Annotated in this window: 10 protein-coding genes and 1 tRNA gene; 6 read left to right on the top strand and 5 right to left on the bottom strand. The window is 71.3% G+C overall.

Going from position 1 to position 12,829, the window contains the following annotated elements; genetic code table 11:
- Positions 1–11: 11 nt before the first annotated feature.
- Positions 12–1,472 (bottom strand): DUF2252 domain-containing protein, encoded by a 1,461-nt coding sequence (locus tag ADL08_RS00965; RefSeq protein ID WP_078967884.1) that lies wholly within the window; start codon positions 1,470–1,472, stop codon positions 12–14.
- Positions 1,473–1,601: 129 nt separating this feature from the next.
- Positions 1,602–2,657 carry a hypothetical protein gene (locus ADL08_RS00960; RefSeq protein ID WP_053640051.1) on the bottom strand — a complete coding sequence of 352 codons (1,056 nt, stop codon included), beginning with the start codon at positions 2,655–2,657 and terminating at the stop codon, positions 1,602–1,604.
- A 103-nt stretch (positions 2,658–2,760) separates the two neighbouring features.
- Here ADL08_RS00960 and ADL08_RS00955 point away from each other — a divergent pair, with 103 nt between their 5' ends.
- The gene (locus tag ADL08_RS00955; protein ID WP_053640107.1) at positions 2,761–3,228 is read left to right on the top strand and encodes a MarR family winged helix-turn-helix transcriptional regulator; all 468 of its coding nucleotides are present in this window, start codon (positions 2,761–2,763) and stop codon (positions 3,226–3,228) included.
- Between the two features lie 30 nt (positions 3,229–3,258).
- Here ADL08_RS00955 and ADL08_RS00950 read toward each other — a convergent pair whose 3' ends face one another.
- The 3 genes from ADL08_RS00950 to ADL08_RS00940 all read right to left on the bottom strand — a co-directional run bounded on the left by ADL08_RS00950 (position 3,259) and on the right by ADL08_RS00940 (position 6,164).
- The gene (locus tag ADL08_RS00950; protein ID WP_053640050.1) at positions 3,259–3,918 is read right to left on the bottom strand and encodes a response regulator; all 660 of its coding nucleotides are present in this window, start codon (positions 3,916–3,918) and stop codon (positions 3,259–3,261) included.
- Between the two features lie 36 nt (positions 3,919–3,954).
- Positions 3,955–5,730: a sensor histidine kinase gene (locus ADL08_RS00945; RefSeq protein ID WP_053640049.1), complete on the bottom strand. Its 1,776-nt coding sequence runs from the start codon at positions 5,728–5,730 to the stop codon at positions 3,955–3,957.
- 347 nt (positions 5,731–6,077) lie between these two features.
- Positions 6,078–6,164 (bottom strand) — tRNA-Leu (locus tag ADL08_RS00940).
- A 550-nt stretch (positions 6,165–6,714) separates the two neighbouring features.
- Between ADL08_RS00940 and ADL08_RS00935 the strand changes: the two genes are divergently transcribed.
- The 5 genes from ADL08_RS00935 to ADL08_RS00915 all read left to right on the top strand — a co-directional run bounded on the left by ADL08_RS00935 (position 6,715) and on the right by ADL08_RS00915 (position 12,702).
- The gene (locus ADL08_RS00935) at positions 6,715–7,569 is read left to right on the top strand and encodes an FhaA domain-containing protein (RefSeq protein WP_053640048.1); all 855 of its coding nucleotides are present in this window, start codon (positions 6,715–6,717) and stop codon (positions 7,567–7,569) included.
- A 10-nt stretch (positions 7,570–7,579) separates the two neighbouring features.
- On the top strand, positions 7,580–8,101 hold the full coding sequence (locus tag ADL08_RS00930; RefSeq protein ID WP_053640047.1) for an FHA domain-containing protein FhaB/FipA: 522 nt from the start codon (positions 7,580–7,582) through the stop codon (positions 8,099–8,101).
- A 177-nt stretch (positions 8,102–8,278) separates the two neighbouring features.
- Complete coding sequence (locus ADL08_RS00925) at positions 8,279–9,769, top strand: Stp1/IreP family PP2C-type Ser/Thr phosphatase (RefSeq protein WP_053640046.1); 1,491 nt, start codon at positions 8,279–8,281, stop codon at positions 9,767–9,769.
- 27 nt (positions 9,770–9,796) lie between these two features.
- Positions 9,797–11,239, top strand: a complete 1,443-nt coding sequence (locus tag ADL08_RS00920) for an FtsW/RodA/SpoVE family cell cycle protein (protein ID WP_053640045.1) — start codon at positions 9,797–9,799, stop codon at positions 11,237–11,239.
- Positions 11,236–12,702: a peptidoglycan D,D-transpeptidase FtsI family protein gene (locus ADL08_RS00915; RefSeq protein ID WP_053640044.1), complete on the top strand. Its 1,467-nt coding sequence runs from the start codon at positions 11,236–11,238 to the stop codon at positions 12,700–12,702. Before ADL08_RS00920 ends, ADL08_RS00915 begins: the two co-directional genes overlap by 4 nt.
- The last annotated feature ends 127 nt before the right edge of the window (positions 12,703–12,829 follow it).

Below are 12,829 nucleotides of genomic sequence, written 5' to 3'. Positions count from 1 at the left end.
TCGCGGAGGAGTCAGACGCCGAGCTCGGCCGCCACGCGTCCGGAGCGGACGGCGGAGAGCAGGTCGGCGTGGTCGGCCGTGGTGCGGTCCGCGTACGTGACGGCGAAGGAGGCCACGGCCTCGTCCAGCTCCTCGCTCTTGCCGCAGTAACCGGCTGTCAGGCGCGGGTCGACGCTGTGGGCGTGGGCGCGGGCGAGCAGGGCCCCGGTCATCCGCCCGTAGTCGTCGACCTGGTCGGCGGTGAGCGCGGCGGGGTCGACACTGCCCTTGCGGTTGCGGAACTGACGCACCTGGAACGGGCGCCCGTCGACCGTGGTCCAGCCGAGCAGGATGTCGCTGACGACCTGCATCCGCTTCTGCCCGAGCACCACGCGCCTCCCCTCGTGGCCCGCGTCCCGCACCGCGAACCCCGCGGCCGGCAGGTAGGGGAGCAGGGCCGAGGGCCGGGCCTCCTTGACCTGGAGCACCAGCGGCTCGCCCCGGTGGTCGAGGAGCAGCACGACGTAGGAGCGGGTGCCGACGCTGCCGGTGCCGACCACCCGGAAGGCCACGTCGTGGACGGCGTACCGCGCGAGGAGCGGCAGCCGGTCCTCGGACACGGTCTCCAGGTAGGCGCCGAGGGAGGCGGCGACCCCGGCCGCCTCGTCGTCCGGGACCCGACGCAGCACCGGGGGAGCGTCGACGAACCTGCGGCCGCCGCCCTCGGCGTCCGCCACGGTCTCGGTCGACCGGGCGGCGAACCGGGCGCTGGTGTTGTTGCGGGCCTTGGCGGAGACCTTCTCCAGGATGCCGAGGAGGTCGTGGGCGTCGGCGTGGGAGACAAGTTCCTCGTCGGCGATCGCGTTCCAGGCGTCGGCGGCGGGGAGACGGGCGAGCAGCCGCATGGTGCGCCGGTAGGCGCCGACGGCGTCGAAGGCGGCGGCCCGGCAGACCTCCTCGCTCGCGCCGACCTCCCGCCCGGCGAGGACCAGGGAGGTGGCGAGCCGCTTGAGGTCCCACTCCCAGGGGCCGGCGACGGTCTCGTCGAAGTCGTTGAGGTCCATGACGAGCCGGCCGCGGGCGTCCCCGTAGAGGCCGAAGTTGGCGGCGTGCGCGTCGCCGCATATCTGCGCCACGATCCCGGTGACGGGGGTCCCGACGAGATCCTGGGCCATCAGTCCGGCGGAGCCGCGCAGGAAGGCGAACGGGCTCGCCGCCATCCTGCCGACCCGTATCGGCGTGAGCTCGGGGACCCGGCCGAAGTTCGACTCCTCGACGGCGCGGACGGCGTCCGGGCGGTCCGCGACGAGATCCTGCCGGTCGTGCGAGGAACGGGGGACCCGCCGGCGCAGCTCCTTGCCCCGCTCCTTGGGGGAGGCGCCGACGCCCGCGTCCGCCCGGCGCGCGAACCCCGGCACGTGCGGCACGCGCTCCGTGCTCCGCGCTCCCTCCGTACCGCGCCGCTCCGGCACGACAGCCGTGATCACGTCCATGGGACGCCCTCCCCCGATGCGATGTCCGTCCTCGTTCGGCCCCGACCGTACCTCCGCCGCCGACCGGCCGTCTCCCCCTGTGGACAACCGCCTGTGGACAAGTTCCCGCGGTCGGGACCAGGGTGGGGATCAGACCGCGACGGCCTCCTCCATCTCCTCCTCGACCTCGGCCTTCTTCTCCCCGGCCCCCTCCCCGGAAGGTCCGGCGACCGCCTTCGCGCGCCGTGCCTCCGCGCGGCCCGCGACGGCGACGAGGGCGGCTCCGGCGAGGAACCAGAGGGCGAGGACGAGGACGTTCCCGCCGAGGGCGTGGCCGTCGAAGTACACGTGGGCGCGCACGCCCTCGACGAAGCCCGCGCCGTTCCAGAAGGAGTGCAGGGCACCGAAGAAGCCGGGCTGGAGTTCGGGCCGGTAGATGCCGCCGGAGCTGGTGAAGTTGAGCATGACGAAGAGGACCATCACGCCGAGCGTGGTCCAGCGGCGCAGGAAGGTGTGGAGTCCGAGGCCGACCAGCAGGATGCCCGCCGCGTACAGCCAGGACATCGCCCACACCCCGCCGAGTCCCCGGTCGACCAAGTGGAAGACCGGTCCGGCGAAGAGGGTGCCGATCAGGCTGACGACGAACGACATGCCGGCGGCGAGGAGGGCCCTGATCCGCATGGGCAGGACGGCTCCGGCGCCGCCGATGACGGCGACCGAGGCGTACGCGCCGATGCTGAGGGCGACCAGGAGGAAGAAGACGCCCTGGCCGGTGGGGTCGCCGGAGGCGGTGGGGGCGACGTCGGTGACCTTCAGCGGGGCGTCCTGCGCGGCGGCGACCTTGGTGAACAGCTTCTCGACCGCCATGGCGCTGGTGTCGGAGGAGCCCGAGGCGACGAGGAGTTCGGGCTTCTCGCCCGGTACGTAGGCGCCGAAGCTGTGCTGCTCGCGCAGCGCGGTGACGGCCGCCTCCCGGTCGGCGACGGTGCGCACGTCGAGGGCGCCCGCCCCCTTGTCCTGGAGCGACTGGGCGAGGACCTGGGTCGTGGGCCCCGAGCCGACGACGTCGACGCGCAGGTCGTGGGGTTCGGGGGCGTGGAAGGCGCCGAGGTAGGCGAGTCCCATGCCGACGCACATCAGCAGGGGGGTGAGCAGATGCCCGAGGACATGCTTCAACGCACCCCTGGTGTTCGGTCCTGCGGACACCGAGACCTCCATGGTTGGCTTTTACAACTAAAGAACCGTTGTACTATACAACCGAAAGTCCGTGGTGGGCGAACAGCGTCCGCACGACGACGAGGGAGCCCCCATGACCGGCGGCGCGGAACCACCCCGCGAGGCGTCCCTGGACGTCATCCAGCGCGAGCTGACGGCCTTCGCCCGCCGGGCCCGCGCCGCGGCGGCCCGGGTCCATCCCGAACTCCCGCTCGTCTCGTACACGCTCCTCGCCCACATCGAGGAGAGTCACGGCTGCCGCGCCACCGACCTCGCGGCCCACTACCTGCTCGACAAGTCGACGGTCAGCCGCCAGCTCGCCGGCCTGGAGAAGCTCGGCTTCGTGGAGCGCCGGCCGGCCCCCGACGACCACCGCGTGCAGGTCCTGCACGCCACGGAGGCGGGCACGAAGGTCCTCGACTCGGCCCGGACGAACCGCAGGGCCGCCTACCAGGAGCGCCTCAAGGACTGGTCGGCCGAGGACCTCTCCCGCTTCGCCGCGTACCTCCTGCGCTACAACGACACCGGCACGAACGGCCTCCCGGACCACCCCGGCCCCTGACCCTCCCTACGCCCCCGGCCTCTGAGCCCCCTACAGCCCCGCGTCCCGCGCGAGCAGCGCCGCCTGGACGCGGTTCTCGCAGTCCAGCTTGGCCAGGATCCGGCTCACATACGTCTTCACCGTCCCCTCGCTCATGTGCAGCCGCTTCCCCGCGTCCGCGTTGGAAAGCCCCTCCCCGAGCAGCGCCAGGACGCCCCGCTCCTTCTCGCTCAGCGCCGCCACCCGCCCCCGGGCCTCCTCCGCGCGGGCCGCCTCCCGGCCCCTGGCGAGCCGCTCCACCACGTGCCGGGTCGCCGCCGGCGACAGGTACGCGTCCCCCGCCGCGGTCGCCCGCACCGCCCCGATCAGCTCCGCGGGCGCCGTGTCCTTCAGCAGGAACCCGGCACCTCCGTGCTCCAGCGCCCGCAGGACGTTCTCCCGCTCGCCGAAGGTCGTCAGGATGATGACCCGGGCCTCGGGCACCGCACGCCGCAGCTCCGGCAGCGCCGAGAGCCCGTCGAGGAGCGGCATCTGGATGTCGAGCAGCACCACGTCGGCGGCGTGCGCCCGCGCCGCCTCGACCGCCGCCCGCCCGTCGGCCGCCTCCCCGACCACCTGGATCTCCGGATCCGAGTTGAGGATCATCCGGATTCCCGCCCTGATCAGCGGCTCGTCGTCGGCGATCACGACCCTGATGGGCTGCCCTGCCACAGCTTCTCCCCCACGGCTCCGGTACGAGCGGCCGCGCTACCGCTGCTCGGCCATGTACGACTTCTTCTCGATCAGCTTGCCGTCCTTGAAGCAGAACCGGAAAACGGGCTCCTCGTCCCAGCTGTCGCTCGTCTCCGAGGACAACAGGACCAGGCACTCGGCCCCTTCCGGCCGCGCGGGCCCCGACCCCTGGAGGCCCACCGTGGCTATCGAGTCGCCCGAGGGCAGTTGGGCACGAACCTCCTGCTCGCTCGCCCCCGTCTTCACCGCCTCGTACTCCGAGGGCTCGATCATCCCCTTCTCCAGCGAACCCACCAGGAAGTAGAGGCCGAAGCCCCCCGCCACCAGAAGCAGGACGAGCGCCGCGAACGCGATCCCGCACCCCAGCGCGACCCCCCTGCCCGTGCCCGCGCCCCTGCCCCCACGCACCGCCATCGCCAGCTCCCGCTCGGTGAACGTCCAGTCGGCCGGTCCGACCACGACCGGACGACCATCGCCCACCAGCGGCTTCGTGGTCTGCTGCCGGAAGTCGTCGGCCGCATCGACCAAAGGCACCGCCTCCGCGACCGGCGCCGCCCCGTACGGCAGCATCCCGGCCACCCGGAACCCGCCGCCGTCGGCCGGGCCCGCGTGGCACATGCCGCCCACCAGCCGGGCCCGCTCGGCGAGGCCGGTCAGCCCCTGCCCGCCGCTCACCATGTCCTCGGCGGGCCCGTCCGCCGGCTCCTCGTTGACGACCTCCACCACGAAGGCGTCCGGTTCGTAGCGCAGTTCGACGCCGATCGGCGCTCCCGGCGCGTACTTGTAGGCGTTGGTGAGGGCCTCCTGCACGATCCTGTACGCGGCGTGGTCGGCCGCCGGCGCGAGCGGCCGTTCCTCCCCCGCCCGCCGGAGCCCGACCTCGGTGCCGGCCGCGCGGGCCGCCGCCACGAGCCCCTCGATGCCGGCGATCCCCCGGGCCGCCCGCCCCGTCTCGTCCCCCGCGGGCGCCGCCGCCGGCCCGTCCGCCGCCCCGACCCCGTCACGGAGTATCCCGACGACCTCCCGCAGCTCGTGCATCGCGGTCACCGAGGCGTTCCGCAGGACGCCGACCACCTCGCGCTGCCGCTCGCTCAGCTCCCGGTCCACCTCCAGGGCCCCCGTGTGCACGGCGATCAGGGCCAGCTGGTGCCCGAGGCTGTCGTGCATGTCCTGGGCGATGCGCTGCCGCTCCCGCAGCCGCGCCTGCCAGACCACCATGGTCCGCTCACGCAGCAGTTGCGCGTTGCGCTCCTGGAGCGCGTGCAGCAGGGTCCGCCGCTGGGTCCAGTAGCGGTGGGCGAGCCCGGGGGCCAGGGTGGTCCCCAGGTAGTAGAGGGTCGCCATGAAGACGACGGTGAAGAGCCGCTGCCGGTCCCAGGTGTCCACGAGCGTCCCCCCGACGTCGAGGACGAAGGCGGCGATGAACGCGGTCAGCGCCCGCCCGGCGCTCGCGATGTACCGGCCGGACGACCAGCCGACCACGATGAGGAGCGGCCCGAACCCGGGGGCGAAGGGGGCGAGCGCCGCCGTCAGGACGAGCACGCCCGCGGGGAGTCTCCGTCGCAGCAGCGACAGCACGGCGGCACCGGCGGCGACCCCCGCGAGCCGCCATCCCTCGCCGCCCATCAGTTCCTCGGTCCCGGCGCCGAGCAGCGCCACGACCGCGGCGAGCGCCACCTCACCGGTGGTCCTGCGCCCCGACCACTGCCCGGGCACCGCGAACCAGGCCCACCCGGCTGCGAGCGCGGCCCCGATCCCGTACGAACCACCCCGGTACCCCGACTTCGACATAGCGTCCACGCCCGCACCCTAGGCAGAGGCGCCGCCCCCGGCCTTCCCCCTTTCGTCTCACCCTTCCGCGACGAAGGTCATGGGTCCGGACAGCTCGCGTGCGGTGCCGTGGCTCCTTCCACCGCCGTCGCCCTCCCCACGACAGGGTGTGGACCGGTGTGGGTCACCTCACTCCACTCCCGTCCGGCCGACGGGCCACTCCCGTCCGGCCGACGGGCCACTCCCGTCCGGACAACGGGAAACCGGACGACGGGAAACCGGACGACGGGAAAAGCGAAACGGTCGGCATCGTGATCACGATGCCGACCGTTTCGTCGGTACTGCCAGACACCTTCAGAGGTGTCCTCTGGTGCGCGAGGGGGGAGTTGAACCCCCACGCCCTTTCGGGCACTGGAACCTGAATCCAGCGCGTCTGCCTATTCCGCCACCCGCGCATTGGGTGTGCTCCGGGCCCTCTCACTTTTCGGTGGGAGCGCCTGGCGACATCAGAAGATTAGCACGTCGCAGACCGTCGATTCACATCCGTTGTTTCGGCTCCACACGCGGAGACCAAGGTGAAGGAGTGACAGGAGGAACGACAGGGGTAGGGCGGTCCGGGACGGGACGGAGGAGGACGGAAGGAGGGGGCGGGAGGGCGGCGGGAGGACGGCGAGGGGGGTTGCCGGAGCCGCGGCCGGAGCAGAAGGGGACGGACGGAGAGGGAGCGGGCCGGCAGGACGGGGCGGGACGGAGCCGGGAGAAACGACGGGAAACGGGGGGAGCGAAGGGGAGGAACGCGGACGGACCGCCCGGACCTCGGACCGTGCCCCCACTTACACAGCCGGGTGCGGGACACTGTCCACAGGCCGCCTCTACGATCCGTGGGGGCAACCTGTGAGAGGTGACACTCGTCCACAGGGCAGAGAAGGGGAACCAGCCGATTTCCCGACGCGTGGATACGATCAGTAAGCAGTACCAGGACGACAACGACGGAGGAGGTGCCCCATGGGAGTCCTGAAGCGTTTCGAGCAGCGTCTCGAAGGTCTGGTCAACGGCACCTTCGCCAAGGTCTTCAAGTCCGAGGTCCAGCCGGTCGAGATCGCCGGCGCGCTCCAGCGCGAGTGCGACAACAACGCGCAGATCTGGAACCGCGAGCGGACCGTCGTGCCCAACGACTTCATCGTCGAGCTGAGCACACCGGACTACGAGCGTCTCAGCCCCTACTCGGGCCAGCTCGGCGACGAGCTCGCCGGCCTGGTCAGGGACTACGCTAAGCAGCAGCGGTACACCTTCATGGGACCGATCAAGGTCCACCTGGAGAAGGCCGAGGACCTCGACACCGGCCTGTACCGCGTCCGCAGCCGCACGCTGGCGTCGAGTACGTCACAGCCGCAGCCGCCCTCGGCCGGACAGCAGCAGGGCCGCGACGGCTACGGGTACCCCCCGGCCGGCGCCCCGCCCATGCCCGCCTCCCCGCCTCCCGGCGCGCCCGGCCACCGGCCGCAGGCCGCCGCGGGCCGCCCCTCCGGCGGCCCCGGCGCCATGCCCGGCCCCGCCACCCACGGCGGAGCGGGCACCCAGACGCGCCGCTGGATCGAGATCAACGGCACCCGCCACCAGATCTCGCGCTCGACCCTGGTCCTCGGCCGCAGCACCGACGCGGACGTGAGGATCGACGATCCCGGCGTCTCCCGCCGGCACTGCGAGATCCGGACCGGAACGCCCCCGACGATCCAGGATCTCGGATCCACCAACGGCATCGTGGTGGACGGGCAGCACACCACCCGCGCTACGCTCCGCGACGGCTCGCGGATCGTCGTGGGCAGCACCACCATCGTTTACCGGCAAGCCGAAGGGTGAAGCGGGGGCAATGTCAGAGCTGACCCTGACGGTCATGCGGTTGGGTTTCCTGGCCGTTCTGTGGCTGTTCGTCATCGTGGCCGTCCAGGTCATCCGTAGCGACCTCTTCGGTACGCGGGTCACCCAGCGCGGTTCGCGGCGCCAGGAGGCGCGGCCCCAGCAGGCCGCGCGCCAGGCCTCCGCGCCGCCGCAGCAGCGCGGCCAGCAGCAGAACACGGGCGGTCGCCAGCGCCGTGGCGCCCCGACCAAGCTCGTCGTGTCCGAGGGCACCCTCACCGGCACGACCGTCGCCCTCCAGGGCCAGACGATCACGCTGGGCCGGGCACACGACTCGACGATCGTCCTCGACGACGACTACGCCTCCAGCAGGCACGCCCGGATCTACCCCGACCGGGACGGCCAGTGGATCGTCGAGGACCTCGGGTCGACCAACGGCACGTACCTCGACCGGGCCCGTCTCACCACCGCCACGCCCATTCCGCTGGGCGCGCCGATCCGCATCGGCAAGACCGTCATCGAGCTGCGGAAGTAGTGGCTGCATCATGAAGAGGCGCGAGCGGAGCGAGCGAGCCGGGGCGGTCCCCGCCGCGCTCCCGGCCGGAGCGGCTGAAGCGTCCGGAGCGACTGAAGTGACCGGAGCGACCGGAGGGTGGGCAGTGTGGGTCGAGACCGGCTGTACCCCGATGCAGCGTCGACAGGGCAGGTGCGCATGACTCTGTCGCTGCGATTCGCCGCGGGCTCGCACAAGGGCATGATCCGCGAGGGCAACGAGGACTCCGGCTACGCCGGCCCCCGGCTCCTCGCCATCGCCGACGGCATGGGCGGCCAGGCCGCCGGTGAGGTCGCCTCCTCCGAGGTGATCTCCACCCTCGTCACGCTCGACGACGACGTCCCCGGCTCCGACATCCTCACCTCGCTCGGTACGGCGGTGCAGCGCGCCAACGACCAGCTGCGGATGATGGTCGAGGAGGACCCTCAGCTGGAGGGCATGGGCACCACGCTCACCGCCCTCCTGTGGACCGGCCAGCGGCTCGGTCTGGTGCACGTCGGCGACTCGCGCGCCTACCTGCTGCGCGACGGCGTCCTGACCCAGATCACCCAGGACCACACCTGGGTCCAGCGGCTCGTCGACGAGGGCCGGATCACCGAGGAAGAGGCCACCACCCACCCGCAGCGCTCGCTCCTCATGCGCGCGCTCGGCAGCGGCGACCACGTCGAACCCGACCTCTCCATCCGCGAGGTCCGGGCCGGCGACCGCTACCTGATCTGCTCCGACGGCCTGTCCGGCGTGGTCTCGCACCAGACGCTCGAAGACACCCTCGCGAGCTACCAGGGCCCGCAGGAGACCGTGCAGGAGCTGATCCAGCTCGCGCTGCGCGGCGGCGGCCCCGACAACATCACGGTGATCGTCGCCGACGTCCTCGACGTCGACGGCGGCGACACCCTCGCCGGCCACCTCAGCGACACCCCGGTCATCGTGGGCGCGGTCGCCGAGAACCAGGCCCAGCTGAACGACGGCGGGGCCATGCAGACCCCGGCCGGCCGCGCCTCCGGGCTCGGCCGCCACGCCTCTCACCGGCAGCCCCCGGCCGGCGGCTTCGGCCCGCCCGGCAGCGGCGACGACCAGGGCTACGACGGGATGCCCCCGGAGGGCTCCTTCGAGTCGTACACCGACGACGACTTCGTGAAGCCGCGCAAGGGCCGCAAGTGGCTCAAGCGCTCCTTCTTCCTCGTCCTGGTCCTCGCTCTCCTCGGTGGCGGCCTCTACGGCGGCTGGCGCTGGACGCAGACCCAGTACTTCGTGGGTTCCAAGGACCAGCACGTGGCGCTCTACCAGGGCATCAGCCAGGACCTGGCGTGGGTCTCGCTGTCGAAGGTCGAGAAGGACCACCCCGAGATCGAACTCAAGTACCTCCCCGCCTACCAGCGGAAGCAGGTCGAGAACACGATCGCGGGCGGCAGCCTCGGCAAGGCCGAGACGAAGATCACCGAGCTGGCCGTGCAGGCCTCCGCCTGCAAGAAGACCGAGCAGCGCCGCGCCGCCGCCGAGAAGGCCGCCGACCAGGCGAGCAAGCCGCCGGCCCAGAAGCCCGACGGCACCGCCACCCCCGACTCCAAGCCCACCACAGCCGCTCCGTCCCCGGGTCCCACCCTCACCGGGGAGGAGCAGAAGCTGGCCTCGAACTGCGGCAAGCAGTAAGCACCCGTAGGGGGGCCTTTCACCACCATGAGCGTTGTCACCAACACGACCACCATCGGCGCGATCGAGGCGCCGAGCCGTCGTAACACCGAGCTGGCGCTGCTCGCGTTCGCCGTCGTCATCCCGGTGTTCGCGTACCTCAACGTCGGCCTGGCCATCGACGGCAAGGTCCCGGCCGGCATGCTCGGGTACGGCCTCGGCCTCGCCCTCCTCGCGGGCGTCGCACACCTGGTGGTCCGGAAGTGGGCCCCGTACGCGGACCCGCTGATGCTGCCCCTGGCGACCCTGCTGAACGGCATGGGCCTGGTGCTGATCTGGCGCTTGGACCAGTCGCCGCGGCTGATCGCGACCTCGATGCGGCTCTACAAGAGCTTCAGCCCGGACGCCCCCAGCCAGATGATGTACTCGGCGATCGGCATCGCCATGTTCGTGGGCGTGCTGCTGCTGCTCAAGGACCACCGGGTCCTCCAGCGCTACACGTACATCTCCATGGTGGTCGCCCTCGTCCTCCTGCTGCTGCCGCTCGTGCCGGGCCTCGGCACGGACAGTTTCGGCGCCAAGATCTGGATCCGGGTCGGCGGCTTCTCGATCCAGCCGGGCGAGTTCGCCAAGCTGGTCCTCGCGGTGTTCTTCTCCGGCTACCTGATGGTGAAGCGGGACGCCCTGGCCCTGGCCAGCCGCCGCTTCATGGGTCTCTACCTGCCCCGGGGCCGCGACCTCGGCCCGATCCTGACGATCTGGGCGGTCAGCCTCCTCATCCTGGTCTTCGAGAACGACCTCGGCACCTCGCTGCTGTTCTTCGGCATGTTCGTGATCATGCTGTACGTGGCGACCGAGCGGACCAGCTGGATCGTCATGGGTCTGCTGATGGCGGCGGGCGGCGCGGTCGCCGTCAGCTCCTTCGCCAGCCACGTCCAGTCCCGCGTGGCGGCCTGGCTCGATCCCTTCGAGTGCCTGAAGACGGCGCCTGCCGACAGCAACATGGCGTACGCCTGCGACCAGATGACCCAGGTGCTGATGTCCTTCGGCTCCGGCGGCATCCTCGGCACCGGCCTCGGCCAGGGCAACTCCGACCTCATCGGCTTCGCCGCCAACTCCGACTTCATCTTCGCCACCGTCGGCGAGGAGCTCGGCCTCACCGGTGTGATGGTCTTCCTGCTCCTCTACGGGCTGATCGTCGAGCGCGGTGTCCGCACCTCCCTCGCCGCGCGCGACCCCTTCGGCAAGCTGCTCGCGATGGGCCTCTCCGGCGCCTTCGCGCTCCAGATCTTCGTCGTCGCCGGCGGTGTCCTGGGACTCATCCCGCTCACCGGCATGACCATGCCGTTCCTCGCGTACGGCGGTTCCTCCGTGATCGCCAACTGGGCACTGATCGGCATCCTGATCCGGATCAGCGACACCGCGCGCCGTCCCGCGCCCGCGCCCGCCCCGTCCCCCGACGCCGAGATGACCCAGGTGGTCCGTCCGTGAACAAGCCGCTGCGGCGGGTCGCGATCTTCTGCGGCCTGCTCATCCTCGCCCTGCTCCTGCGGGACAACTGGGTGCAGTTCGTCCGTTCCGACGAGCTGACCACGCACCCGAAGAACACCCGTGTCCGCATCGAGCGGTACGCCAACGAGCGCGGCAACATCATCGTCGACGGCAAGCCGATCACCGGCTCCGTCGACTCCAAGGACGAGTACTACAAGTACAAGCGGACCTACGTCGACGGCCCCATGTGGGCCCCGGTCACCGGCTTCGCCTCGCAGGCCTACGACGCCACCCAGATCGAGAAGCTCGAGGACGGCATCCTCACCGGCAACGACGACCGGCTCTTCTTCGACCGCACCCTCGCCATGTTCACCGGCGAGCAGAAGAAGGGTGGAGACGTCATCACCACCCTGAACGGCGCCGCGCAGAAGGCCGCCTTCGAGGGCCTCGGCAAGAACACCGGCGCCGTCGTCGCCATCGAGCCCCAGACCGGCAAGATCCTGGCGATGGCCTCCACCCCCTCGTACGACCCCTCCTCCATCGCCGGCTACTCCGGCAAGGACGAGGAGGCCTGGGTAGCGCTGGAGAAGGACAAGAACAAGCCGAAGCTGAACCGGGCGCTCCGCGAGATCTACCCGCCCGGCTCCGTCTTCAAGGTCGTCACCGCCGCCGCCGCGCTGGAGAACGGCAAGGTCGACGACATCAACGCGCCGACCGACACCCCCGACGGCTGGAAGATCCCCCTCTCGACCAAGGAGATGGTCAACCACGCCAGCGGCTGCGCGAACGCCAGCCTGAACAGGGCGCTGGAGATCTCCTGCAACTCGGTCTTCGCGAAGCTCGGCGACGACGTCGGCCGCGACAAGATGGTCGAGATGGCCGAGAAGTTCGGTTTCAACGCCGAGCAGTTCACCCCGGTCCGCTCCTCCGCCTCCGTCTACGACAAGAAGTCCGACCGCGGCGGCAACGCGCTCTCCTCCATCGGCCAGTTCAACACCGCGACCACCCCGCTCCAGATGGCGATGGTCACGGCGGCGATCGCCAACGACGGCAAGCTGATGAAGCCGTACATGATCGACGAGCTGCGCGCCCCGAACGTCGACCTGGTCAAGAAGAACGAGCCCGAGGAGCTGAGCCGCCCGGTCTCGCAGGAGACCGCCCAGAAGCTCCAGCAGATGATGGAGAACGTCGTCGCCAACGGCACCGGCGGCAACGCCGACCTGAAGGCGGACGGCGTGAAGGTCGGCGGCAAGACGGGTACGGCCCAGCACGGCGCGAAGAACGCCAAGCGCCCCTACGCCTGGTTCATCTCGTACGCGAAGACCTCCGAGGGCTCCCCGGTCGCGGTCGCCGTCATCGTGGAGGACTCGGCGGGCACGAACCGCGAGGACATCAGCGGTGGCGGCCTGGCCGCCCCGATCGCGAAGGCCGTGATGAAGGCGGTCCTGAAGACCCGGGGATGATCCCCGGCACGGCAGGGGCCAGGTACCGGTCGGGTATCAGCTACCGGCCCCGGGCGGAACGCCTGCCCGGGGCCGGTAGCGTATGCGCGAACAGCACACACCGCCGGACCACCCATGGGTGCGGTCG

The organism is Streptomyces sp. NRRL F-6492 (assembly GCF_001280125.1).
Lineage (GTDB): Bacteria > Actinomycetota > Actinomycetes > Streptomycetales > Streptomycetaceae > Streptomyces.
This window is presented reverse-complemented; position numbering and strand designations above follow the sequence as displayed.

What these genes read in the sequence shown, in the direction of transcription:
- ADL08_RS00955 (WP_053640107.1), top strand. Translation starts at nt 2,761, where the DNA reads ATGACCGGCGGCGCGGAACCACCCCGCGAGGCGTCCCTGGACGTCATC.
- ADL08_RS00930 (WP_053640047.1), top strand. Translation starts at nt 7,580, where the DNA reads ATGTCAGAGCTGACCCTGACGGTCATGCGGTTGGGTTTCCTGGCCGTT.
- ADL08_RS00920 (WP_053640045.1), top strand. Translation starts at nt 9,797, where the DNA reads ATGAGCGTTGTCACCAACACGACCACCATCGGCGCGATCGAGGCGCCG.
- ADL08_RS00965 (WP_078967884.1), bottom strand. Translation starts at nt 1,472, where the DNA reads ATGGACGTGATCACGGCTGTCGTGCCGGAGCGGCGCGGTACGGAGGGA.
- ADL08_RS00945 (WP_053640049.1), bottom strand. Translation starts at nt 5,730, where the DNA reads ATGTCGAAGTCGGGGTACCGGGGTGGTTCGTACGGGATCGGGGCCGCG.
- ADL08_RS00925 (WP_053640046.1), top strand. Translation starts at nt 8,279, where the DNA reads ATGACTCTGTCGCTGCGATTCGCCGCGGGCTCGCACAAGGGCATGATC.
- ADL08_RS00935 (WP_053640048.1), top strand. Translation starts at nt 6,715, where the DNA reads ATGGGAGTCCTGAAGCGTTTCGAGCAGCGTCTCGAAGGTCTGGTCAAC.